19 protein-coding genes are annotated in these 25,960 nt (G+C 46.7%); 4 read left to right on the forward strand and 15 right to left on the reverse strand.

Annotated features, from left to right (window positions below; genetic code table 11):
- Positions 1-2: 2 nt before the first annotated feature.
- On the reverse strand, positions 3-932 hold the full coding sequence (locus J2Z66_RS01580) for an ABC transporter ATP-binding protein (RefSeq protein WP_209969054.1): 930 nt from the start codon (positions 930-932) through the stop codon (positions 3-5).
- Between the two features lie 218 nt (positions 933-1,150).
- Here J2Z66_RS01580 and J2Z66_RS01585 point away from each other — a divergent pair, with 218 nt between their 5' ends.
- Positions 1,151-2,299, forward strand: a complete 1,149-nt coding sequence (locus J2Z66_RS01585; RefSeq protein ID WP_209969057.1) for a hypothetical protein — start codon at positions 1,151-1,153, stop codon at positions 2,297-2,299.
- A gap of 130 nt (positions 2,300-2,429) precedes the next feature.
- Here the strand turns inward: J2Z66_RS01585 and J2Z66_RS01590 are convergent, their stop codons facing one another.
- Both J2Z66_RS01590 and J2Z66_RS01595 read right to left on the reverse strand, forming a co-directional pair.
- Positions 2,430-3,812, reverse strand: a complete 1,383-nt coding sequence (locus tag J2Z66_RS01590; RefSeq protein ID WP_209969060.1) for an extracellular solute-binding protein — start codon at positions 3,810-3,812, stop codon at positions 2,430-2,432.
- On the reverse strand, positions 3,809-5,176 hold the full coding sequence (locus tag J2Z66_RS01595) for an ABC transporter substrate-binding protein (protein ID WP_209969063.1): 1,368 nt from the start codon (positions 5,174-5,176) through the stop codon (positions 3,809-3,811). The genes J2Z66_RS01590 and J2Z66_RS01595 overlap by 4 nt, the downstream gene beginning before the upstream one ends.
- A gap of 303 nt (positions 5,177-5,479) precedes the next feature.
- Here J2Z66_RS01595 and J2Z66_RS01600 point away from each other — a divergent pair, with 303 nt between their 5' ends.
- Positions 5,480-5,860 (forward strand): VOC family protein, encoded by a 381-nt coding sequence (locus J2Z66_RS01600; protein WP_209969534.1) that lies wholly within the window; start codon positions 5,480-5,482, stop codon positions 5,858-5,860.
- A 44-nt stretch (positions 5,861-5,904) separates the two neighbouring features.
- Here J2Z66_RS01600 and J2Z66_RS01605 read toward each other — a convergent pair whose 3' ends face one another.
- The 5 genes from J2Z66_RS01605 to J2Z66_RS01625 form a co-directional block, all read right to left on the reverse strand.
- The gene (locus J2Z66_RS01605; protein WP_209969066.1) at positions 5,905-8,883 is read right to left on the reverse strand and encodes a cohesin domain-containing protein; all 2,979 of its coding nucleotides are present in this window, start codon (positions 8,881-8,883) and stop codon (positions 5,905-5,907) included.
- Positions 8,884-8,938: 55 nt separating this feature from the next.
- Positions 8,939-9,976 (reverse strand): S-layer homology domain-containing protein, encoded by a 1,038-nt coding sequence (locus tag J2Z66_RS01610; RefSeq protein WP_209969068.1) that lies wholly within the window; start codon positions 9,974-9,976, stop codon positions 8,939-8,941.
- Positions 9,977-10,060: 84 nt separating this feature from the next.
- Positions 10,061-13,528 (reverse strand): DUF4838 domain-containing protein, encoded by a 3,468-nt coding sequence (locus J2Z66_RS01615; RefSeq protein ID WP_209969073.1) that lies wholly within the window; start codon positions 13,526-13,528, stop codon positions 10,061-10,063.
- 424 nt (positions 13,529-13,952) lie between these two features.
- A complete protein-coding gene (locus tag J2Z66_RS01620) occupies positions 13,953-14,129 on the reverse strand; it encodes a hypothetical protein (protein WP_209969076.1) in 177 nt (58 codons plus the stop codon).
- Positions 14,130-14,780: 651 nt separating this feature from the next.
- Complete coding sequence (locus J2Z66_RS01625; RefSeq protein WP_209969079.1) at positions 14,781-15,701, reverse strand: helix-turn-helix domain-containing protein; 921 nt, start codon at positions 15,699-15,701, stop codon at positions 14,781-14,783.
- Between the two features lie 227 nt (positions 15,702-15,928).
- Between J2Z66_RS01625 and J2Z66_RS01630 the strand changes: the two genes are divergently transcribed.
- Positions 15,929-17,707 (forward strand): glycoside hydrolase family 35 protein, encoded by a 1,779-nt coding sequence (locus tag J2Z66_RS01630; protein ID WP_209969082.1) that lies wholly within the window; start codon positions 15,929-15,931, stop codon positions 17,705-17,707.
- Positions 17,708-17,741: 34 nt separating this feature from the next.
- On the opposite strand, the gene J2Z66_RS01635 is transcribed toward J2Z66_RS01630, so the two are convergent.
- Complete coding sequence (locus J2Z66_RS01635; RefSeq protein WP_245375194.1) at positions 17,742-18,350, reverse strand: Uma2 family endonuclease; 609 nt, start codon at positions 18,348-18,350, stop codon at positions 17,742-17,744.
- A 686-nt stretch (positions 18,351-19,036) separates the two neighbouring features.
- Between J2Z66_RS01635 and J2Z66_RS01640 the strand changes: the two genes are divergently transcribed.
- Complete coding sequence (locus J2Z66_RS01640) at positions 19,037-19,894, forward strand: amidohydrolase family protein (protein ID WP_209969086.1); 858 nt, start codon at positions 19,037-19,039, stop codon at positions 19,892-19,894.
- Positions 19,895-20,058: 164 nt separating this feature from the next.
- On the opposite strand, the gene J2Z66_RS01645 is transcribed toward J2Z66_RS01640, so the two are convergent.
- The 6 genes from J2Z66_RS01645 to J2Z66_RS01670 form a co-directional block, all read right to left on the reverse strand.
- The gene (locus J2Z66_RS01645; RefSeq protein WP_209969089.1) at positions 20,059-20,796 is read right to left on the reverse strand and encodes an MBL fold metallo-hydrolase; all 738 of its coding nucleotides are present in this window, start codon (positions 20,794-20,796) and stop codon (positions 20,059-20,061) included.
- 11 nt (positions 20,797-20,807) lie between these two features.
- Positions 20,808-21,803, reverse strand: a complete 996-nt coding sequence (locus tag J2Z66_RS01650; RefSeq protein ID WP_209969092.1) for a Gfo/Idh/MocA family protein — start codon at positions 21,801-21,803, stop codon at positions 20,808-20,810.
- Between the two features lie 95 nt (positions 21,804-21,898).
- A complete protein-coding gene (locus J2Z66_RS01655) occupies positions 21,899-22,927 on the reverse strand; it encodes a galactitol-1-phosphate 5-dehydrogenase (RefSeq protein WP_209969095.1) in 1,029 nt (342 codons plus the stop codon).
- Positions 22,924-23,322 (reverse strand): RidA family protein, encoded by a 399-nt coding sequence (locus tag J2Z66_RS01660; protein ID WP_209969098.1) that lies wholly within the window; start codon positions 23,320-23,322, stop codon positions 22,924-22,926. The genes J2Z66_RS01655 and J2Z66_RS01660 overlap by 4 nt, the downstream gene beginning before the upstream one ends.
- Positions 23,323-23,415: 93 nt before the next feature.
- Positions 23,416-24,627 carry a M20 family metallopeptidase gene (locus J2Z66_RS01665; RefSeq protein ID WP_209969101.1) on the reverse strand — a complete coding sequence of 404 codons (1,212 nt, stop codon included), beginning with the start codon at positions 24,625-24,627 and terminating at the stop codon, positions 23,416-23,418.
- Entirely contained in the window at positions 24,624-25,742 is a 1,119-nt protein-coding gene (locus tag J2Z66_RS01670) for an aminotransferase class V-fold PLP-dependent enzyme (protein WP_209969104.1), read from the reverse strand. Before J2Z66_RS01670 ends, J2Z66_RS01665 begins: the two co-directional genes overlap by 4 nt.
- Positions 25,743-25,960: the final 218 nt, after the last annotated feature.

The raw sequence follows: 25,960 nt of genomic DNA on the forward strand, positions 1-25,960 counted from the left end.
CTTTAGTCCCTCCATTCCTTGCCCGTGAAGGAGATGAAGACATCCTCCAGGGTCATCTCGCGAATGGATACCTGATCTACCCGATAGCCGCGCTCCTTCGTAAAGCCGAAGAGACTATACAGTGTATCCTCCGGATGCTCCGTCCACAGCCGGATATCCGCCCCCTCGCGTTCAGCGCGAATTACGGTATCCACGCTCTGGGCCAGCAATTCCGTCTCCTTCGCAGCCTCTTCGCCGTCCATCAGCGACAGCCGAATTTCCCGCTCCTTCGTAAGCTGTCCAATCAAGGCTGATGGCGTATCGAGCGTTACGACCCGCCCTTGATCGACAATGCAGACGCGGTCACTCAGCTTCTCCGCTTCTTCCATATAATGAGTCGTCAGAATCGTCGTCTTGCCCAGCTCTTTGAGCATCAGCACAATATCCCAGATGTTACGGCGCGCCTGCGGATCCAGTCCCGTCGTCGGTTCATCGAGAAAAATAATCGCAGGGTTGCTAATCATCCCCAGCCCTATTGCCAGACGCTGCCGCTGTCCGCCGGAGAGGGATTTAACCCTTTTGCCCTGATGATCTGTCAAGCTAACCATTTGAAGTGCCTGCTCGACGGAGAGCGGATCCGGGTAAAAGGACGCGAACAAGTCGAGGTTTTCCCGAACAGTCAGCAATTCGAACATCGCACTGGACTGCGGCTGCACACCGATCATGAACTTGATGCGATCCGCATCCTTCCCCCAATTCAAGCCTCCCACCGTAATCGAGCCGCTGTCCGGCGGCTGCAAGCCTTCAATCATCTCCAGCGTCGTCGTTTTTCCGGCCCCATTGGGTCCGATAATCGTGAATACTTCACCCGGCTCCACACTAAAGCTAATATCCTCCACTGCCGTCACGGAACCAAAGGTTTTGCGCAAATGCACTACTTCCAGAATAGCCATGCGTCTACATCCCTCCAATGTTCTAAACACTAATATATGCTCCATTGTAGCGGACATGAACCTAGTGTACGACGGTCTCCGGCATGCTTTTGCCATCAGTCCCGAGACCTAGTGAGCGGAAAGCGCTAAGAAACTGCTTGGAAAAAAATGTTTTAATTTGTGGAAATTTGTGGTACGGTTTTACATGTATGACAGATCATTGAATAGGAGAAGAAGACATGAAAAAGATAGCGAAACTATGGATGGTAAGTATGATCCTAGTTATATGTGCTGCATGCAGTACACCAGAACAGAATAGCGGTGCTAGCTCAAGCCCTTCTACTTCTGCAACAGTTGGAAATGAGACTAATCAGCAGAATGAGCCGGAAGCTGTACAGACGGCTAATGTCAAGAAAGCGGAACCGTCGCCCGTATATCCAACAACTTTCGACACAGGGGATGTACTGCTCTATCCCAACCAATATGAAATCAGCATGGTATCGACGGAGTTTTCCACCAAGGTTTCTCCTCCGAATCCAGGAACCCTATATTCCTATTATGAAGTCAAAGACCCTGACAAAATTTACGTGCATAACGTGTTTCATGTAAAAAATTTGGGTGGCACATCCATTTCTGCTGATGAAATTATGAATGTCAAAATTATGTATGATGGCAAGTATGAATACACAGGATTTTCAACGATTGAAGAGGACGGCGGCAGTGAATTAAGCTATAGCAATATTACTTTTATTGCTCCGTTGACCAGCGGCAAGCTGCATTTCCTAACGGAGGTTCCATTAGAAGTGAAAACCAGCGGCAAATCGGTAGAAGTTGTGGTGACTGCAAATGGTAACAGTGTAAAAGGAACCAATACTACCTCGAAAGGCCAGACGTTGACGATGGGAAAAGAGCACCCCCTGCCCGAACAGACAGCTTGGCAGCAATATAAACCACTTAAGGCAGCTGAGAAGACAGTTGATGAAGCCTATGCCGAACTAACGATCCTGGATGCTAAGTTTGAAACGTCGGTTAAACCACCCAAAGCAAGCGGAATGTACTCGTACTATGAAGTAAAAGATCCGGGCAAGATCTACGCACATATCTCGTTTGCATTCAAAAACCTTATGACCATAGGGAAGGACGCGGAAGAGGCGATATCGGTTCGTCTTATCTATAATAATAAATATGAATATAGGGGTTTTTCCACGATTGAGGAAGACAATGGCTCTAATTTTACGTACAGCAACATTGTGAAGATCGACCCGCTTTCAACGGAGCGGATTCATTATGTGATCGAGGTACCTGTCGAAGTGAAGGACAGCGGATTGCCGGTTGTGTTCGTGATACGAATGAACGAGACGGATTATTATTACGAGATGAAACCATAGACGTAGGCTCATAGCCTTGGAAGATCAGAGTCCCTCTCTTTGTAGCCCAAAGCGACGGACTCCACCCTTTAGAAAGCGACTAGAAAGCTTACGGACCTCAGCCCCTTTATTTGTGTCCGTAAGCATCTGTTTACCCCGTTTGCTCCTGCTCCATCCTCGCCACTGACAAAGCCTGCTGAGCCTTAGCCTGAATTTGCTGTAAAACCTGCTCAATCGACTTCTCGTTTTTCCATACACCCTCCATTTCCTGATTGATGATGTTGATTAAAGTCATATAAAAGGATGGCGGCACATTCTCTGCCACTGATTCTTCCTCCACATCCATTCTTAGCTTGCTGAAGGGCTCCAGGCTTATTCCGTCCCTCTCTTTCAGCGCTGATGTATGTGTAGGTAAGGAATAGGTTTCCAGCTTGGCCATCTCCTGACCATTTAAAAATTTAACAACTTCCCACGCCGCTTCCAGATTTGTAGTCCCGCTATGAATACCATATATACGGTTCATGCTCATCACTGTGCTTACGTCCCGGTTCGCCGGATTGACGGGATGAGTGACGATGTCCCATTTGAATGATATCCCCTTGTCCTTAAGAGTCCTTATATACTCAGGTCCGTAAATGGTCATAGCAGCATGCCCTTCACTAAACTTATCTTCCCAATCCTTGTAGATAACGCCCTTTTTATAAGAATCTACGAGCAGATGGAACAGCTTCCTCCACTTCTCGGTGTCTATTTGAAACTCATGATTTTCATCAAAATAGCTAAGCTTCTCAGTCCCTGCCAAGGAAAAGATCGCATTGCTAAAATGGCCCCAGTTTCCGCTGTATCCATAAATACGTTCGGCCCCCTCCTCCACAGGAAACTTAGCTGCCAGCAGAAGCATTTCCTCCCAGCTCATTTGATCTGTAGGCACAGGAATCCGGTAACGCTCAAATAAATCCTGGTTGAAAAAAAGTGCACTGCTGTTAAAAGAAGCAGCAAGTCCTAGAAGTTTTCCTTGCCCTTTTTGCTGCAAAAATTGTAGCATGCCTGGTTGTACACGCTCCGTATCGAACTTGTCCCGCTTCATTAAAGCTCCTAAATCATAGAGGATACCGCGTTCACTCATTCTTTCGTATACCCCTATACCATCCATCACAATAATATCAGGCTTGGTTTCCTCAATTAGTTTGTCGTATTGTTCTGGCAATTGAAAAGATTCTCCGTGGTCTGTTGGGATGACGGTGAAGTTGATATTTGGAAATTGCAAAGAAAGCACGCCCCCCACCGAACTGTAAAAACCCTCCTCCGTATAGGCATTGATACTCAGCTCGCTCTTCCATTCTTCAGGACCGGGTGCTGTCTTAGAACATGCTGAAATCAAACATGTACAAAGTAATAAAAGGACTACGATTCCAGTTGCTCTAGCAGCTAGCACGCCGTTTCCCAATACCTTCTGGGCCTTCTTGGTCTTCCCCGTCTTCTCCGAATTCTCGTATTCCACTTTTCTCTGGCCTCTATTCTCAGGTTGCATCATTTACCCTCCACCTCCTTCATGTTCTTTGCCCGGATCAGCTCCATACTGGCTTGTTCTTGAATCGTCTGCAGCGCTTCATCAAGCGGCTTCCGGCCAAGAAGAACCTGCTGGATTTCTCTATCCAGGATATTATAAACCTCACCAGGTATTTCTGCGGTGGAAACTGGCCGTTCATCTATTTGCAGCTTATAAAAAGCATCCATCTGCTTGCTATTAGGATCTATGTATGATGTTCTCATTGGCAGCTTATCGCTGTAGCGCTCGCTTTTTGCTTGTATTTTTGCAACCTCGTCGCCGTTCATAAATGCTAGCAGCTTCCATGCCTCTTCTTTGTTCGCAGAGTTGGCGTAAATGCCCATTATAGGCCCCGGTTCGATAACATCAGTCAGCTCCGGATTCGCAGGATCAACGGGTACTGTTACGACATCCCAATTCATCTCCGGCTTAAATTTCATGATTTGACCGATTAAACCTGGAGAACTTACCGTCATGGCCGCTCTCCCGGTCGCAAACAAATTCCGCTGCTTCGATTCTTCGATAGCCTGGCTGTAATCGTATTTGTTGCTTGTCTCCTCCAACTGCTTCTCTAGCAAAACTGCGTCAAAGATCGCTCCCGTTTGATAACCCCGAAGCACATATTGAAATATGTTTTTCCAAGCGCCTGTGTTGATGGTCACACTCGGTGTCTCATCATACCAATTCAAACGTTCTGCTTCGCCCACAGCTAACACAAATCTGGTCGGTGTCATCCATAATTGATGATAGCCGAATACCCGCTCCCCTTGATCCCCTCCGCCATCACCAGGAAATCTGGCTGCCAACTCCAGCACTTCCTTGTAACTCATCTGATCGTGAGGATGCTCAATACCATATTGATTAAAAAGGTCAACATTATAAAACAACGCCTTGCTTCTAAAGCTGGTAGTTAGGCCATACAGCTGCCCGTCCCCCTTCTGCTTCAATAGATCTACCACACTAGGCATAAGCTTCTGCATATCGAACGAATTCTTCACAATATAGGTGCTCAAATTCATTAAATATCCCTGAGCAAGCATATCTTCGAAATATTGCAGATCAAACTGCGGCAGCACAATCAAGTCCGGCTTCTTTTCATCCACAAACTTCAAAAGCTCCTCGCGCATTTTCGGCGATTCCATCAGATGACTATATGAAATAAATTCAATGTGAAGCTCAGGAAACTTGAACTCAACCAATTTTCTGTAAGGAAAAGAGTACTCATCCTGATACAGGATGGTTACGGATTTTTGCTCCTGCTGCCCAACTTCCCCTTTCTCCTTACAACCGGATATCAACATCAACGCGACCATGAACACCGATAACGAAACCGTCCACTTGAATGTCATGAAAAATCTCCCTTTTTCCAGAATTATGTATTTTAATACTATACAAGATCCATGGCGCCTCTGTCCGCAAATTAAGAATAGCTTCAGAAAGCTTAAGAGATTCTTAAACTTTTCCTGCAGCCTGTCGTGAATTTCCCTCTATGATTGTTTGGATAAAAATGGTACAATAAATTAAATGAAACTAAGTTTCACCATACGAAACCACAAACACCAAACAGGAATGAGAAAAGAGATAAAAAGAAGACAGTAGCAAGGAAAGAAAAAAAAATAGAGAACGGAGAACCTCTCATGACAAAAAAATTCATGCCCTACCATTTCGTAGGTATCGATCACGTTCAACTGGCAGCGCCAAAAGGATGCGAGGAAGAAGCAAGAAATTTTTATCACGGGCTGTTAGGTATGGAGGAAATAGAAAAGCCTGAAAAGTTAAAAACACGAGGCGGGGTATGGTTTCAATGCGGCAAGCAGCAGGTTCATATCGGGGTAGAGAATGATTTTAATCCCGCCAAAAAGGCGCATCCTGCGTTTGAAGTGCATAACGTATCTGCATTGCAAGAGCATTTAGCGCAGTTGATCCCAGTTCAGGAAGATTACGCTGTGGAAGGCGTAAAGCGAATTTTTGTTGAGGATCCTTTTGGAAATAGGATTGAATTTCTGGAACGTATACGAGAGGTTGCAAAATAGAAAACCCAAGAAGGCGGTTTCCCCTTCCTGGGTTTTTCTTTCCATTACTCTACTATCTTCTTAGCAACCGCAGCGAGATCAAGGATATCAATCTTGCCATCTCCATTCACATCCGCTCTCTTCACTTGCTGCCAATCCGGGCTGCTGCTGTTTTTGCCGTAAAGCGCGGCTAGTATGGACAAATCACCTATGGTCACTTTGCCATCTCCATTGATGTCCGTATTGCTGCCTCCCACACTTTCTGCCGTTACCTCAACACGGATGGACGATAATGCCGCTTGGGATTCAGCAGCTTGATCATCTCCCAGAGCAGCGCTCGTAATCGAGATATCGCCTGAAGCCGTTTGTAACAATTTTTTCGCTTTAAAAGTCAGCTCTACCACTTGCGTGCTGCCGGTTACAGCATGCCCTGAGCCTTGACTGGCAACAATTAAGCGAAGCTTACCCGCCGGGTTCTTGATCGTTTCCAGAATGGAAACACCTTCTATTAGGGACTTTGCAGATACGAAATCCATAACTGAAGGGTCATAATCCAGCTTGATATCCTGTGCATAAATAGCTTTACTAACATCGCTGAGCCCGTAGTTAACTTTAAACTCTGCACCTGACGGAATCGTGCTTGCACTTGCCGTTAATGTGCTTTGGTTGGGAACCGGCAGTGGTTTTTTCTTGAGACTGAAGTCGTCCACAAAATAATTACCTTTTCCCGTTTCCGTCATTGATTCCATGTATATTCGGGCCGTTTTCAGCTCTCCTGTCCATGTAATGTTGGCCGAGCCTGAAGATCTCACCCATTTATCGCTCCCCACACTCTCAAAAGAAGCGTTAAAATAATGCTCACCCTCGCTATCATTAACAAATATATTTACATACATTCTTTGTGTACCTGATTCCGTACGCAGCATGCCTCCGAAATTATAAGTTCCCTGCCCTTTATCTAACAATATCGCTTTGATGTCCTGCATCGCACCTGTATAGTTTGAGTCCCTCTCACTAATTCTCAGCGCTTTAGAACCCGAACTCACAGGAGAAGCAATGGACGTCAAAGTAGCCTGATAGAAGGCCTCCCATCCCGTTGTACCGTTTTCAAATCCAGGATTCGTAAGAAGTTCATCCGGATCAACCGGTACTTTTGCATATACCTGTATGGCCATAGAAGTGCCAGCAACCTCTGTGTCTGCTCCTTCAACCGATACTTTAAGATCAGCAAGCGATACTTCTGTAGTGCCTATCGCTGCGCCTGTCTTTACGGAGCCATCCAAAGTAAGCAAGTTGCCGCCCTCACGTACCACATCTCCGTTCCCCGTACTGGCCATCGAGATGAATATTTTGCCTTGCTCCGCTTGCACCCTGCTGGACAGAAGCTGAAAGCCTGGCCGCACATTCGTATAAGCATCATCTGCCAAAGCCTGATACGTGCCTCCATTATTTTCGAGCGTCACCGTCTTCGTTGCAAATTGCAGCCTGTCAGGATCGTAGTTCAGAACGCCTTGCCAAGAAGTGAAGTTAAGGGGGTCTCCCTTGATGCCTATTTGCATGGTGATTTCATCCCCCCTAATGACAGATTCGGGGCCCGTTAACACGGAAGACGCTTCAGTGACAGTCTTGTAAACAATGACCGGGTTCCACAACGTTTTGTCGCCGGCCGAGCTGGCGTTCTGATTCACCACGAAGTATAAAACATCACCAGCCTGCACTTCGGTGGTTGTCTTCATGGTGATTCCGCTTGTATCGTTGGCTTGAAGCAGCTTCCATTCACCCGCCTCCGGCCAAATTCCAGTACCATTTTTCAACAATTTGAGACGCACACCATCACCCAAAACACCACTTTTACGAATGTTTCCGTTCGTAGAAATTTGGATCGTTCCCGATTTCGGTGCAACCCACTTACGGATCGCATCTTCGCCATCAGGATACTGAAAATCAGACCCAACCGTTACTAGCGGTGTCGTTCCTTGCCATGCGGCTCCCCCCGTATCCCATGCCAAGTCCGTATAAGAGCTGCCGTCTCCTTGTTGATAATACCAGCCTCTGTCTCCTTGTACGGAACTGAAATCAAACGAAGCCACATATAGATTGTCGTTTGTTCCACCGTTTGTTCCCTCATTTGCAATAACGCTTTTGCCAACCTGAATATGCGTATTTTTCAAATAGGAATCATAGAGCGGTTTCGTTTCGTCAAAAAAATACTCCAAGCCTTTGCCCCAGTCCCCACCAGATGGGAAATTGAAAGGAAGTATGCCGATAACCCGAGAGTCTTTTAAAGCCAGATCGTAATGCCGCAACAATTCCTCCTGCATGCCGTCAGAATTATTATTTCTGCTGAATGCTCTGGGGATAAGCCAGATATTCTGATTTTTGTTCGCTAATGCCTTCAATCTTTCATGATAGATCAAGTAATCTCCATGCTCCCAGCCACTGTAATAGTCGAATCCGACGTCTGTGACATATTCGAGATAGGAGCTTTTCATGCCGTCTCCCGTATTGCCAGGGTCCAAATCGGCTAGTGCGCTAACCTGCATCACTTTTTTATCAGGAAAATCTTCACCGATCAGCTTGGTAACAAATCTGAAGTCCTCCTCCTTCACACCAGCGAGCCAAGGCTCGTCGAAATAAAACCCAAGCACATTGTCTTCAAGACCGCTCAGCGTTTGCTTCAAAGTAGCCCAATTACTTGCCCAAGGCCCAACCAAATAACCGCGCTTTATAGCATCATAGGCAAAGAAAATGTCATAAACATGGAGGATCACTTTCATATTTTTCGATGCGGCTGTCTCGATAATATCCCTTAATTTCTGGCCGTAAATCCAGCCGTGAATCAAGGCGACGTTGCTGTTAGCCATATCTCCAATTACATGTAAATATTTATCTGTAGGATTGCCAAATTCAGAACCATCCGCACCATAATAGCCGAAATATTGCAGCCGATCATTGTTGCCAGGTGGTACCGTGGCACTGACAACACTGATTATGTTCATGAACATAGAAAACGCTAAAATCGTTAAGAAAATTTTCTTTTTCACTTATTTACCTCCCATTTCTTAAATATGCTGAAAATTGCTTACAATTATTGTCCATTTACAGAAGATCAACAAACCTTTTAATCACTGTCGCTGCTTCCGCTCGCGTTGCCTGATCCCGGGGTACAAACCGGTCTCCTGCTCTGCCATTTATAAGGCCTAAACGAACCGAAGATTGAACTCCCTCTCTCGCCCACTCGCTTATCAACTCTGAATCTGCAAAGGCCACCAAGGTAACTTTACTATCCCCAGCCAAAGGAACGGCCGCATAGGTACTCGCTCTCACCATCATCACAGCCATTTCTTCCCTTGTAACCTCTCTTTCCGGAGCAAAACTCGTTGCTGTCACGCCTTCGATAATCCCTGCCGAATAAGCGTTATTTACGACATCCTTATACCAGGAGCCAGGGGCAACATCCGTAAACGGACTTTGCTGCATACTCACTTTCAAACTAGTTTTAAGGTTCAGCGTGTTCAGCGCTCTCGAAATCATCGCCGCAAACTGTGCTCTGGTTACATGCGCCTCAGGTACAAAATGATCTTCATCCATCCCCTCAATAATGTCCTTCGATGCGAGCAGTTCTATATCTGCCTTAGCCCAGTGGCCGCCCAGATCAAGAAACCCTCTTTTCAGCAAATTCACGGAAACGCTCTTTCCTATGATATACGTATGATCGGATAGATTACGGTCTACTGCCTTTATAGATTCCCATTTAACAGTGGAGGTCCCGTGCTTCTTGCGCTTAAAAGTCAGGGTACCGATGTCGATATCTCCACTTTCTCCAGCGACATTGCCAATTTTGGTATGTGCGATAGTGATCTCATTATTCTTGATGATAGGCAATACGGAAAAGCCGTCCAGACTGGACTTGGCTTCTACCAGCTCTAACTGGTCAGGATCAAACGTAAATCTGGCCTCATAGCCGTATAAATCTTTAATATCCTTACCACTCAGGGTTAGGATAATTGTACCTTCAACAGGTTTATTCGCCGTTAAAAGAAAGGATGAAGGCGTCTCCGCATAGCTGGTTGTGAGAACCAGCCCAGGTAAGCAGAGTAGAGAAATCAGCATGTAAACGATTATTTTACGATTCATATGACCAACCCTTCCACGCGTCAAACAGCCGCGACTTCCTTTAAAAACAAGAAGGGGAACTCCCCTCCCTGCTTTTCTTTTCCATTACTCCACTATCTTCTTGGCAACTGCAGCCAGATCAAGGATATCAATTTTGCCATCTCCATTAATGTCCGCTTTCTTCACTTGCTGCCAATCCGGGCTGCTGCTGTTTTTGCCATAATGTGCTGCCACGAACGATAAATCGCCCACGGTCACTTTGCCATCTTGATTGATGTCAACAGGGTTTCCGCCCGTGCTTCCTGCCGTTACTTGAATCCGGATGGACGATGTTCCCGCCTGGGATTCGTTACCTTGATCATCTCCCAGAGCAGCGCTCGTAATTGAGATGTCGCCTGAAGCCGTCTGAACGATGTTTTTTGCTCTAAAAGTAAGCTCTACCACCTGCGCGTTACCTGTTACAGCATGCTCTGAGCCTTGACTGGCAACAATCAAGCGAAGTTTACCCGCAGGCTCCTTGATGGTCTCGACAATCGCAACCCCTTCTATTAAGGACCTTGCAGATACAAATTCCATGATGGCAGGGTCATAATCCAGCTTGATATCATGCGCATAAACAGCTTGACTAACATTGCTAAGTCCATAGTTAACTTTAAATTCTGTCCCTGAGGGAATCGTGCTTGCACTTGTCGTTAATGTGCTTTTATTTGGTATTGAGAGTTTTTTTTTCTTGAGACTGATGTCATCGACGAAATAATTGCCTTTTCCTGTTTCCGCAAAGGATTCCGTGTATATACGGGCTTTCTTCAACTCTCCTGACCAAGTAATGGCAGCCGAGCCTGACGATTTCACCCAATTTTCGCTGCCTACGTTTTCAAAAGACCCGTTAAAGTAATGCTCACCCTCGCTATCAAGGACAAAAATATTAACATACATTCTTTGTGTATCTGATTCCGTGCGCAGCATGGCTTCAAAATCATAAGTTCCTTGTCCTTTATCTAACAATATTTGTGTAATATCCTGCATCACACCTGTGTAGTTGGCGCTTCTTTTACTGATTCCAAGAGCTTTAGAGCCCGAATTTACTGGATCAGTAACAGACGTCAACGTAGCCGTATAGAAAGATTCCCATCCTGTCATCCCTTTTTCAAAACCAGGGTTCGTAAGCAGTTCATCCGGATCAACCGGCTCTTCTGGAGGTTCAGAAGAACCCGCCCAGAGAAACGCAGGACCCTGAATGCCGCCAGTACCCACTTCGTCTAAAGAATGATTGTTGACAGAAACGACAATGTCGTTCTTTTGCCCAAACTTGATGACACGGGTAACGTCATATTCCCAAGGCTTGACCGTTGCGATACCTGTAGACTTTGGTTGAACTTCCTGCCCATTGACCCAAACCTTCGGAGTTTCGTCGATGTCTCCGAACCAGAGCCGAATCGGCCTATCTTTATATGCTTCCGCAACGTGAACTTCAGTACGATACCAGACCTCACCCTTGTAGTAACGCAAGCCTTGATTCGACCAAGAATCGGAGTAGGTCTTCAGCTTCATCCAAGATTGCGTGCCTATTCCTGGCTTCCATAATCCCAGCTTCTCGCCATTTCCTTTGGGAATCAGCATGGCCAACCATTCATCTGGCAGCTGTGCAATCATTTCGTTGCCGCTCGTAATCCGCTCATAAGTCTCCTCAATGGGATACTTCCAGAATGTATCCAGGTATCCGCCCGTCCAAGGATGGATGATAACGGGGGATTGCAGGGCAGCCAGCTTTAACTGTGCTTTTGAGTCATCATACAATTGCTTCGACTTCGCAAAATCAAACTGAAGGTAAGCATCCCGCATATCCGTAAATAGGTTTCCAAAATCGAACGCAACGCGTGTCATCCAGACCCGTTTGGCGTAAATGGAATCTGCTGCGACTTTGCTCTCCGCTTCGGCCAAAGTGCCCTCCAGCTCTGCCATAACCTCCGGAGTCAATATTTTCGAGTAATCGTAAACGGCTCCGGTATAGTAATCGGCATGAGCAAACGTATCTTCCAGTTTACGAAAGTGATTCCACATGGGCTCTGCCGCTGGTCCATAATATTTGGAGAAATAGTCGAATAACGTCTCCTGAACATCAAGCTCCGGATTCCAGCTAAGCTTGGACATTAAATATAACGACGGGCCCTGGTAGCCCCAGGATGGCATCACTTCGAAACGAAGCTCATTCATCCCCTCTTTGCGGAAATAACTCATTTCTTCGACAATACGATTAATCATGGAAAACGGAAGGCCAGGATCAGCCAGATTGAACATATAACTGTAAAAGGATACTTGAACGCCAAGCTTCTTCCAATCCGCGATGAGATCCTTCAAATATGTACGTTCCCATGACAGTCCGTTCTCAATCGAATGGATGCGATCGACCGTTATTGGAGCAATAACAGGAAGCAGCTTAGGGTTTGGAACTTCCTGAACAGGAGGCCTCATATAACGGGAATAGGCAAAAAATGCAATACCGACTTCGGGATATAGGGGCTCAATTTGTTCCAAAACCAGATTGTAAAACTTGACATAACGATCAGTTACAGAGTTCCCGCCCATAAGCGGATCGTAATCTACGGCATCCCAGGCAGATACCCCTAGATCGTCTCCATCCTCAGGTCCCAAAGCGATATATTTGGTATCCGGATTTTTTTCCAGCTGCTTCAATACCCCATCAACGACGCAGGCCAGCACCTCCGGTTTCGTTACATCTAACTGGATGGTCAGCCTTCCATTTACCCGAACATATAAATCCGGCCGTTGCTGGGCTGTAATTGTACAAGGGAAGCCGTGTCCGCCCAGATGAGGATCCGTGCTGCCCCTGCTATGCTGCAGCCACTTCTTTCCTTCAAACTCATCGACGAACTCCATCCCTTCCTGGGAAAACAGATAATCCATGCCTCCAACATACCGGCTCGTCACGCCCGGATGCTGGATCGTATTCTGCTCCTTCACACGAATCGTTCGTTTCGCTGGAATCTCTGTGCCGATCTCCCCTGGTGCAAACCAACGAACGCCAACCTGCTCCAGGAGCTCGTAGGCAGCGAACAGCGTGCCTCTGTCTGATAGCCCGGCTAACTGAATGCTGTCACCGTTAACCGCCAGACGAAAGGAATCGGGATCCGTACCACCATCCCGTATTTGACCCAACTGTGGGTCCGGCGCAGCACTCCCTAGGTAAATTTTGATGCCGCTGGCAGCAGCACCATTGGTCACAATGGGCAGCTCGGCTCCGGATATTTGTTTCAGATAGCTTTGCAGCTCCTGCGCTGCCTGCTTCTCAAGCTCTGTCGCAGTCGTTGTTATCACGAGAGCTGCGCTACTTACGCCCTCAACAACAAGCTCCAATCCACTGCTGGCATTAGGATCCTCAGCCGAACCTGCACTCGGATCATGGAAATCCCCCATCAGATTCGGAATACTTGCAGGTGCAGCATCATTCTCCACTGCGGCATAAGATATAGATGAAGCAACGGACGTGAACAAGGATAACAAAAGAACCAGACAAACATACATCGACACCTTACGAAAAAAATTTCTCTTCACTTTCGAGCCTCCTTAAATTTTCTAAAACTTTTATAAAGCGCTTACAAAGTACATGGATAGTTTGATGTAACTAAATGCAACTACGTTATTTCGGGGTTTCGCCTCCTTATAATACGATAATTAGAGAATGCCAGATCCAGTGATAGCTGCTTTATTTTCTCGAAAGCTTCTAGTGCGCTGGCTATTCCTTCAACCATATTCTAACAGACCCTCTCAAGAAGGCGTTATCAGTTTTGTGACTAATATTGCTTCATAATGTCAAGAATTATCACTTTTTTGCATAGGATATCAGTCTGCTGCAGCAATATGTTGCCTGCTCCTGCATCCTGCCACACACACGCAAACGCCACCTTCCTAGCACTATGCTAGGAAGGTGGCGTTCTTAAAACAATGATTCACTAAACATATTTCCATAAAGCTTTAACTATTCTGCTTCACCGATAAAACCGAATGGCTGCCACTTCCCTGGTTTTCCCGCCTCCGTACAAATATAGCCGAGGGGTGCTCCTGCCGTGGGAGTAAGCATAACTTGATCCCCTACTTCGAAATTTGCGTAATTAGCGCCTTCTCTAGGTACCTCTAAAGCTTTATCCCATTTCATTCTGCCGCCAATGATCCGATGGCGATATCGGATTGTGTATTGTTTTCGAAAGAACAATTTTCGATCAGACGTTCTTGCACCCTTTGATGTGAATGCCCCAAGCAGCCAGCTCTTCGCCGAAACGAGCGTGTGCCCCATTTAACGATGTTTTTCATCGTTAAAGTAAGAGTTCCAGGTCAATCCGTCACGTTAACGATGATTTTCATCGTTAAAAGAGGACGGATGGCCTCTCAGGGGGATTAAAAGGGACTTTAACGATGTTTTTCATCGTTAAAGTAAGGATGTGGAGTAGACCTTATGCTTTTAACGATGAATATCATCGTTAAAGCGGCAGGTCCTTCTCAACTGCGGCGTTCTTTAAAACCATAATTTGTACTTATAGTAATTTATTTACAAATATAATCAAAAAACCTTGCTAACAGTCCGTTTGAGCTTGGCGTTCGTGCCATTCGTACGATTGTAGCTGAGAAGAGGGAAGGGCTGTGCGTGGAAGAGCGCTAGCGTCCGCCTTTAAAGATTTGTTCCTGCCTCCTCATCCATTCCATTCAAGGGAACAAATCTTTAACAGCGGCTGGAGCCCCAGCCATTCCCTCCCTCTATGCACGAACGTCATGAACGAGCTCCTCAAAGGACGCCACAAAGGCGTTATTCTTAGGATTTACCACCTTCATGCTTCGGACGAAATTGATTAGGAGAGACGCCTGTCCACCTTTTGAACTGCCTGGAGAAGTGGCTGAGCGAAGTGAAGCCTAGTTCATCAGAGATAGCTTCTATGGTTAATTCGCTGCTGAGCAATAATTTTTTGGCTTGATTCAGCTTGATATCGCTTAAATATTGGCGCGGTGACATCCCATATACCTGGGTGAAAATTTTGGAGCATTGGCTGCGGCTTAAATTTTGCTCTTTGGCAATATCGGTAATTACCCCCTTAGAGCAAACACTGCTCCGCAGTTTTCCTTCGATTTCGTGAGCAACGTCTACTTGACTCGTGGAGCTTAGACCTTTTTCATTCACAGCATTTGCTGCAGCGCCCGCCAGGGCAAAACCGCTCAGCAGGATAATAACCTCCCTGATCATGAACAGAAGCTGGCCTTGAAGAAATAATTTATGAATGCTATTTAAAGTGATCGTCCCCCGATTGTGTTCCCATTCATAATTGCGGGAATCCGTAAGCTGATTTTGCAGCAAGGCTTCTATTTCTTTCAGATAAGCAGGAAGCTTGGTCTGTTGAATACTGCTGCGGGTCAGATGCCGGTACGTGTAAGGGGTCAGCAGGCTGCGCAGCTCCTCATCATCTATATTGAAATGAATATTGAAAAAAGTATAGGGATGCTCCGAATCATTATAAGTACTATGCTTAATACCCGGCTTTACAAGCAGCCACTCCCCCCGGGCCAGCTTGATTTCATGCCCTTCCACTACTTGAGTTACTTCTCCCTCCCAGCAATAGAGGAGCTCGAATAAATGATGATGATGCCTCGGATATGACCAGCCCCCAGGCCTCACCCCGAAGTGACAACCTGTGATTTGAAGCGTATGGATCGTATTAGAAAAATGAATCTCGGTATCCATAATCACTGCCTCCTCCGTAAAACAGGAATAAATCGTTCCCGTCCTTTCATGATAACAAATGGAGTATTTCAATTTTCATACATCAAGTTATAACCATTGAGGACTTCAAAGCTGCAAAACGACAAAAGGACAAATAGAAGGATGTTTTGCCAATTGTTGCCCCGGATTTTATTTCTTATGATGAAAGGGAAAGTAATTATTATTAATATACATGAGGTGGAGCCTGAATGGGAATGTTTAATTTTCAAGGAGAGAACTTTACGATGGATGGAAATCCAATTAGGATTATTTCTGGTGCTATTCACTATTTCCGTGTTGTACCCGAGTATTGGCGCGACCGTCTTCTTAAGCTGAAAGCCTGCGGCTTTAATACCGTCGAGACTTATGTGGCGTGGAACCTGCATGAACCTAAACAAGGGGAATTTAACTTTGCGGGGATTGCGGATCTTGAGAAATTTATTGAAATCGCTGGTGAAGTCGGACTCATGGTTATCGTGCGTCCAAGTCCCTATATTTGCGCCGAATGGGAATTTGGAGGGCTTCCTGCCTGGCTTCTGGCCGATTCAGATATGAGATTACGATGCTTCCATCAGCCCTTTCTGGATAAAGTCGATGCTTATTATGATGTGCTGCTGCCGAAGCTTGAGCCCCTGCTTTGCACAAATGGCGGGCCCATTATTGCGATGCAAATCGAGAATGAGTACGGCAGCTATGGTAATGATAAGAAATATTTGAACTATTTAAAAGACAGCATGCAAAAGCGCGGCATAGATGTACTGCTATTCACCTCGGATGGCCCCCTCGATTATATGCTGCAGGGCGGGATGGTCGAAGGCGTGCTGGCAACCGTAAATTTCGGTTCGAGTCCTGACGAGTCGTTCGAAAAATTGCGCGAATACCAGCCGGATAAGCCGCTGATGTGCATGGAGTTCTGGAACGGCTGGTTCGATCATTGGGGCGAGGAGCATCATACGAGAGATGCCGGTGACGTAGCCCAGGTACTCGATGAGATGCTGAAAGCAAATGCTTCCGTCAACTTCTATATGTTCCACGGAGGCACGAACTTCGGATTTTATAACGGGGCTAACAACCCTGAATATGCTCCGACGATCACAAGCTATGATTACGATGTACTATTGGATGAAGCTGGGGATCCGACTCCTAAATTTCATGCAGTCCGCAAGGTGATCGAAAATTATGTAGAACTGGGCGAGCTAGTGTTGCCCGATCCTATAAAAAAGAAAAGCTATGGCCAGGTACATATGACTGAACAGATAGGTCTGTTAGATCATTTAGATGCATTCAGTACGCCATCGCAGCATACCTGTCCAGAGCCTATGGAGAAGCTTGGTCAAGACTATGGCTTTATTATGTATACTACACATATTTCCGGACCACGGATCAAAGGCTCCCTGTTCGTGCAGGATGTGCATGATCGGGCCATGATATTCCTGGATGACAAGTTCATAGGCATTATTGAACGTGACCACAAGGAAATGCTAAGCGTAGAGCTGGAAATTCCCCATCAGGGAGCTAAGCTGAGCATTCTCGTGGAAAATATGGGTAGAACGAACTACGGTCCTCTGCTTAAGGATTACAAAGGAATTACCGAAGGTGCGAGGTTTGCCAATCAGTTCTTGTATGACTGGACCATTCACACACTGCCGCTGGACTCTGTCTCTTCTATTCCATTTGCTGTCAAGACGGCCGTAGATAAAGATAAAGATGAAGCTAAAGCCAATAAAGCTAATGTGCCTACTTTCTTTAAAGGAACCTTGGAGATCGACGAGCTTGCCGATACCTTCCTTAACATGGCAGGGTGGACCAAAGGCGTGGTCTATATCAATGGCTTTAATTTGGGGCGTTATTGGGAACGAGGGCCTCAAAAGACCTTATATGTCCCGGCTCCGCTGCTGAAGCAGGGTCAGAACGAGATTGTCGTATTTGAGCTTCACGGATGCTCCGAACCTTGTGTTACGTTTGTTGATAAGGCTAGCTTACAGTAGCTTTCATACATAAGCAGCATCCGTCAGACTGATATTAGGCCAGATTCAGAGGAGGCAGCTCTTTGAATAAGTCGCTTATAGCAAAAGAAACACAAGGCAGCTTGTCCGAAGTGACAATTTCATCACCTTCAAACAAATTATAAAGCTCATAAAGCTCGCCAATAAGCCGATACTGCTCCAACGATTGCGAATCCGAATCTACGATCCAATACTCAGGAATGCCGTACTTGGCGTATGTCTTCTTCTTCTTCACCTTATCCCGTTTGCGGGAACCTGGCGAAATAATCTCTATAACCAAATCGGGTGGGCCCTCAATGCCGCGAGTCGCCACAATATGAAGGCGACTGCGGTGAATCATCAGAATGTCAGGCTGCAAAACATCCCTCTGGCTTAATATCACATCAAGTGGTGCGTGATAAATCACATAATCCGAATTGCAGCTTTGCTTTAACAGAAATTCCAGTTCCCCGCTTACCGCTTGATGAGCCGTAGCGGGACCGGGGGACATCATCTCCAGCATACCCTCAATGATCTCATAACGTTGACCATCGTCTGGCATAGCCGCATAAATGTCATACGTAATCTCCTGCTCCTTAATTCCGTTCGTATTCAGCTTGTCATCCCGCTCTTTCTTCATAATCATAGATACCTCCTAATAAACAAATAGCACCTCAACAAAGCAACACTTATGGTGTTTGGCTTTGTGAGGTGCTTCCCCGACTGCTATTCCTACATTATGATTCATTCCGACTTCCTTGTCAATGTATATAGTAAAAAAGAACTATTTATGATAGAATAAGTCATACTATTCGAATAATAAATAGGAGACAATATGACTATGTGGAATTATTTTTGGATTTGGTATCACAAACAGATGTCTCGTCTTTATAAGATCGAAGGTGCCTTTCAATCGCATAAATTTATACATCATAGAAACAAATTGAAGATGCACAAAAATAAACTGAACAAGTAGTACCTTCTTTTGGACAGCACAATCCAACCAGCCAGCCAAGGACTGATTCCACACGCCCACATGTATAGATATTTGCGAGGTGCAGAAGTATGCTCAGCGATTGGCGAGTCCTTCAACAGAGATCCCTCGTCTCATGCCGCTTTGCCTGCTGAAAATGCCCCGTACGCGTGAAAGTCGTAAGAATGACAACACGTAAGTTTCCTAAGTTTCCTAAGTGCCCTTCACTAGTTCCCTCTTGGCCTGCACATCACCTTCATTGGATGATCTTATCGGGGCAACCTGATTTGAAACTTCTCCCCTTCCCTATTATACTTGAAAGTACTGATACGACTGATACGTTAGGAGAGCAACCCAAAATGAAAATCATTGATGCACATATGCATTTATCCCATATCACTTCGTTTAAGGAAACAGCGGAATGCCGCTCGTTCGTCGATTACTCCGTTGAAGGGCTGCTTCGCGAATACGCAGAGAACGGCGTCGTACTGGGCATCGGCATGGGAGTGACGGAAACAGCCCCCGGAGGCTTCCCCGACCAGGAATCCTCCACACCGATGGGTCTAGATATGGTTCAGTCCTATCCGCAGCAGATCGTTTGCTGCCTCGGCGTGAACCCGTTCAAGCTGGATCAAGCCGGTCTGGATGCGCTGGAGAAAGCACTGCAGAGGCCGGAAACCGTCGGTATTAAAATTTACCTCGGTTACTATCCGTACTATGCCTACGACGACGTCTACCAGCCGGTTTACGAGCTGGCCAAGCAGTATAAGGCCCCTGTCGTCTATCATACGGGGGATACTTACTCCGAACGCGGCCTTTTGAAATATTCTCATCCACTGACGGTGGACGAGGTTGCCGTCACCCATCGCGACGTCAACTTCATGATCGCCCATTTCGGAGACCCGTGGGTGCTGGACGGAGCGGAAATCGTCTACAAAAACCGCAACGTATTCGCCGATTTGTCCGGCCTCATGGTCGGAGATGCCGCGGAATGCGCGCGGCTCAAAGATTCGCCGCTCTTCTTCACCCATTTGCGCCACGCGCTGACCTATTGCGACCATTACGAGAAAATGCTATTCGGCACCGACTGGCCGCTCGCCCCGGTGCAGCCTTACCTGCAATTCGTGCAGGAGTTAATTCCGGAGGCGTTCCATGCGGACGTATTCTATAAAACCGCGTTGCGTGTGTTCCCGAAAATCGCTCCATTCGTGGAGTGACCACATATATCTGCGGATGCTCAAGACCAATTAAGTAAACATTGAAAAAAGTCCATTAGGCATCAACCCCAATGAACTTAGCTTCATAATATAGAACTGAATGCACTCTCACTTCAAAAGGACGCCGCAAGGCGTCCTTCCCTCTTTGCTTCCCTCGTTCTTCCCTATAAGTTCGGCGGAACATCGAGTCTGTTAAAGCAATTTTGAGCCATTTCAACATGCCGCCACGCTTCATTCACAAGAAACGGGCCGTGACCTGGCATCAAGCTATCAATGTGAAGGCTGTGAAGCTTGGCTACCGTCTCCGCATAATCCTGAATGCTGCAATCCCATATATTTTGAATAACGACCTTCCCTCCGGCAAAAATAGTATCACCGGCAAACAAAGCCTTCCTACCCTCATGCTCCAGCAAAAAGCTTACATGCCCCCGCGAATGTCCTGGAGTTTCCAGTACCTTTAGAGCAAGCTCGCCGATTTGAATACTCTCATTTTCCGATACCCCTCGGGCAATCGCGCAGCCTGGAAATTGAAAATCCGGGGCATACACTCCACCGCGCTTGGCCGCATTAAAGCTCGTCTTGTCCATATCTGCTTGTTCCAGCCACGGAACCGCTTCGTTCGCAGCAATCACCTGCATACCATAACGCGTTTGGAAGAAAGCGGCTCCCGCAGCATGATCAGCATGGGCATGGGTTAGAAGTAAATACTTCACCCTTGCCATAGCAATCCCCGCTTTCTCGATGTTCGCTACGATCCGCTGCGGATCAACGCCACCACCGGCGTCAATTAATGCACATTCGGCGCCGCCATCAAGCAAATAAACATTACAATCCATAGAGTCGCTAATTAAAGAGCCATATTTACCGCTTCCAACCAACATCATGCGCTCGTTGATTTGCATAAGTCCTCCTCTTATAGACGAATCTCCTGCCCGGTCTCACACGATTTCACAATAGCATCAGCTACCTCCACGCCATGCACAGCATCCGTGAAGGAGATTTGCTCGGGAGTCTCTCCGCTGGTCAAGCAGCGGCATATATACATAAACTGCTCCCTCAAGGATCCAACCGTCTGCCCAAAAAGCTGAAAATGAATATGCGTATCAGGCGAATTCCTTCCAGACTTATTCCATATTTGCAAGCCTGAATGGCTCGTTTCAAAGCTCGCTGTTCCCAGCTCACCTATCACTTCGATAGAATCCGCAATCTCGATTCCAGCTTCATCCGGCGTCATCCAGTTGCTGTGTAAAATAGCTACCGCACCACTCTCAAACTCCAGACATGCCCATAGCACTTCAGGTGCAGGAGCGCCTGTCAGGCTTTTCCCGTAGGCCTTAACCGATTTGACACGGCTTCCGGCATACCAAATGGCGAGGTCAAGATCGTGAATCGTCAGCTCGTAGACTGTGTGTGTACGCTGAAACGTAGCAAACAGGAATTTCTCGCGTGCGCGCTTCATATGCATACTCACCGGCTTACCTACCCGATTCGAATGAATCGCTTGGTAAATCTCTGCATACCGCGGGTCAAAACGAAGCAAATGTGCGGGCAGCACATAGCGTCCGCTCTCCTGTGCCGCTGCTTGCATCTGTCTGGCCTCATCCAGCCGTGTTGTGATCGGCTTCTCCACAAGCACGTGCTTGCCTGATTTCAAGGCTAGGAGCGTCGGCTCCAGATGGTTTTTCTCGAAGGTTACGACACTGACCAGATCGATATCGTCACGCTTGATTAAATCCTCATACTGCAAATAAAGATTTTTTACTCCGTATTTTTTCCCCGCGTTATCCAGCCGCTCCTGATTCATATCGCATACGGCAACGACCTCTGCCTGCGGCAGCGAAGAGAAGGCTTCCAGATGACACTCTCCCCACCTGCCAAGACCGATAATACCTACCCTGACTTTTTCCATCGAAATTCTCCTCATCTACACAGATCAAAGTATGAAACAGATAACGTACTATTTTGATAAAGTATATATTGATAAAGCATTACACTGACAAAGTATTATACGGATAAAAATATTTTACCGTTAGTAACCTTCCCCGCCACAAGCTCAGCAAAAGAATTTGGCCCTTCTGACAACGGACGTACTTCAGTCCAGCCAAGCTCGGTCACCTGGCCGCTGACCAAGAGATCCACAGCATATTTGAAATCTTGTCTTGTATAGGTAAAAGAGCCCAATATTTCGATCTCGCTTCTAATCAAATGATTGATAGGCAAATTCGTTCCGTCGATCCCAAGCCCGATATTCATCAGTGTGCCGCCAGGGTTCAATATTTTCAAAGATACTTCCCGCGTTTGCTGAAAACCGGCAGCATCAATGACAACATCCACGCCCTTGGAGCCGAAGCTTGCCTTCACCTTGTCTTCCACGTTCTCTTCTTTTGGATTCGCAGCTTCATCAAGCCCTACTTGCAGAGCTATTTGCAGTCTCTCGGCATTCGTATCTATAATCATAACGCGTGAAGCGCCTAATATTTTAGCCATCATGGCACACAGCAAACCAATTCCACCAGCGCCGAAAATCACAACATTGGCAAAAGGATGCTGGCTCAGCGCCCGCCGCGTTGCACGCAAGGAACAGGCTAAAGGCTCAGCAAGCGAAGCGCGGAAAGAATCAATTTCTTCCGGTACAGGCACAACCGCACTGGCAGGTACAGCAACAAATTCGGCAAATGCCCCTGAACGATGGATACCAATAATCGAACGGCTTGCACAGAGATTCGTCAAGCCCTTCAGACAGCTGTTGCATTCCCCGCAGTACAGCAGCGGATTGACAACTACCTTTTGACCTACCTGTATGCCTTCTCTATTTGGAACCTTAGCGCCTACCTGCTCAATGCGTCCACAAAATTCATGTCCCATTACGAGTGGCGGAATCCGCAAACTGTTATGACCCAAATATCCTTCTATTTCCGAACCGCAAATCCCAACCGCTTCAACCCGGATTAATATTTCATTTTCCGGCAAAACCGGTACTTCCCGCTCTTCAATGTTCATTGTCTCTGCTGCATTCCAAACTAGCGTTTTCATGAATGATCCTCCTCTATAAATGCGATACACTCGATTTCTACACACATGCCTACTGGAAACTTGCCGATTTCAAACGTGCTGCGCGCAGGCGGCTCATGCTGGAAAAACTCGCCATATGCCTGATTGTATATTTGAAACTGATCCAGATCATCCACAAAAGCAGTTACCTTCACAACGTTATCCATAGAAGAACCAGCTGCCTTCAAAATCTCCTGCATATAGGACAAAACAATGCGTGTCTGCGCTCCAATATCACCAGGAGCAAGCACCTTTCCTGTTTCTAACTCAAATGGACAGGTTCCAGCCACATAAACCATATTCCCCAGCTTAACAGCTTGCGAGTACGCTCCTGAAGGATTAGGCGCTTTATCGGTACGTATGATTTCCTTCTTCATCTTTGAACCTCCTGTATGATTGAATCTATGATTTAAATTTATGATAGGTTCTATAGTCTAAGAATCTATGCTCCAGTAATCAAAACCCAACTTCTATTGTCCCTTGTACGACTTAGCCAGCTGCAAATAAAATTCCGCGGCCTGCCCAACCTCGTCCACCGGCACCCATTCCTCCTTGGAATGCGCTTGCGCAATCGAGCCAGGTCCATAGACAATTGTCGGGATTCCCTTCCACTGCTGCAGCTTGCTGGCATCGCTTCCGTAAGGAACCCCGCATAATTGATCTTGCAGTCCAAGTGACTGGGCTACCTCTTGTGACGCACGAACGATAGCCGAATCATGCGGCGTATTTAGCGCAGGATCAAGCAGCAGCGGTTCAACACTTGCCTTAACTTCATGCTGCTTCACAGCATCCAGCAGTTGCTGTTCAAACTCCTGCAAAACCTGCTCAGGCGTCTCACCCGGAATAATTCTCCGGTCAACCTCGATGACACAGCTCTCCGGGACAATATTAATCTGTTTGCCACCCTGTATGGTTCCCACTACAATCGTTGGAGAGCCGCTCAGCCGACTGTGAACAGCATTCAGTTTGGGCTCTTCGATTTCTGTAATGAAGCGCAGGACCTGCATCATTTGGTAAACGGCATTGTCGCCTTCTTGGGGCATAGAGCTGTGTGCTGCCTTACCGTGCGTATGGACAGTGAAGCGGGCACAGCCTTTATGCTCTACCACGATTCCAAGCTCCGTCGGTTCACCAACAACAGCTCCAGAGAAGGGCAGGTCCAGCTCCATAAACGCAGCTAAGCCGCGAAAAGCATGCTCCTCATCGACTGAAGCGCAGAAGACCAAGTCCCTGGGCAGCTGATCCGCGATCTTCGCACATTCTTCCATGGCATATAACATCCCTGCCAAGGTTGCTTTCGTATCACAAGCCCCACGGCCGTAAAGCTTTCCGTCCAGGTAAGTTGGAACCAGCGCATTCTCCATGCTTCCAATGGAGACCGTATCCATATGCGACTCGAACAGCAATGCACCCCCGGGCTTACCTGTTCGAATCTCCACAATTAAATTGTCTCGTCCGGGCAGGACAGTTTGTCTTCTGACGGAGAGCCCCGCCTGTCGGCAGCGCGCTTCAATGTAATCCGCGACTTCTCCTTCACCTTTTGCCCCATCACCATAATGCGGATTGACGCTTTGTATGCGAATTAAATCTTCAAGAATTTCCAAAGCGCGATGCTTTGTATTGGCCTTCGCATTATTCGCATTCGCATTTATATTCGAATTCGCATTCGTATTGGCGGTCATTGGAAGCTCCTTAACGCTTGGATTAATGTTTCAATATCTTTTGAATCATTAAATAAATGAATCGAAGCCCTGAACCTGCCGTCACCGCCCCACACATAGATCTGCTGCTTGTGCAGCTCGTCTGCGATTTCTTCTCCACGCTCGGCCACAACACATATATTGCCTGCTCGTTTATCTGGCTCTTTTGGTGTCATAATTTCGTAGCCCAGTTCACTGAGCTGTTCAATCAGCATTCCCCCAAGCGAGAGAATATGCTGTTCAATCCGCTCCGGACCTTCCCGCAGCAGCAGGCCAGTTGAATACTGCATCGCATAAATGGTTGGATAGCTTGGAAAGCCGAGCTCGAATCTGCGCGCATCATCCTGGAAGGTGACCGTTTTAAAGCGGTCTGGTCCAAACATATCCGCCACACTTCTCCAGCCTACAGACTTCGGATTGAATGCTTGAACACGAGCCGGGTTAACCCCTAAAACTCCAACGCCATGAAGTGATAAGAGCCACTTGTAGGAGCTGCACACAACAAAATCAGCATGATTCATATCCACCTGAACAGCACCAAGGGACTGTGTGATATCAAGCAGAAGCAAGGCTTGGGTTTTCTTAAGCTCTGCATAGAGCTTTTTATAATCCAATCTCGCACCCGTATGATAGCTCACATGACTGGTTATGACGAGCCTTGTGCGCTCATCCACCTGATCCATAATGTCTTCCACTGAAATTTTCCAGTCCTTATGATCTACAACACGAACCTCTACACCTTTGCTCTTTAACAATAACCAGGGAAGAACCCCTGAAGGAAACTCGATAGTATTCAGGATTACATTATCGCCCTCTTCGAAATCCAGCGACTGGGCGATCATAGAAATGATTTCCGATGAATTCGATAGCAATGCGATATTTTCTGGATTCCCCTGCAAAAGCTGAGCCAGATTCTGCTTGCATAATTGTTCAATCTCCGCATTATGCGCCCTGCCGCCAGGTCCCTTGCCCCTATATTGCAAATACTCATTGACTGCATCCATACAGCCTTGGTGCACAGGCACTTCCGCTCCACTATACAGCCAGGTGCAAGTATCTAAACCAATGAACGACTGCTTATTAACCAAAGATTCCATAGCTCCACTCTCTCTTCTGCCACGCTCCTTATAAGCTGTTGTCTGTCACGCTGCTGCTTACAATTGCGCTTTATTATATATAATATATATTATAACATCTTTCCTACGGGGTCAATACGGGAATGGATAAACACAGGATATATATCAAATCGTTCTGCTGCCAAGCGCACCAAAAGCCTGTCGAGAATAATCTCAACAGGCTTCCACGATATGCTCTA

This window comes from Paenibacillus eucommiae (assembly GCF_017874215.1).
Classification (GTDB): Bacteria; Bacillota; Bacilli; order Paenibacillales; family NBRC-103111; genus Paenibacillus_AI; species Paenibacillus_AI eucommiae.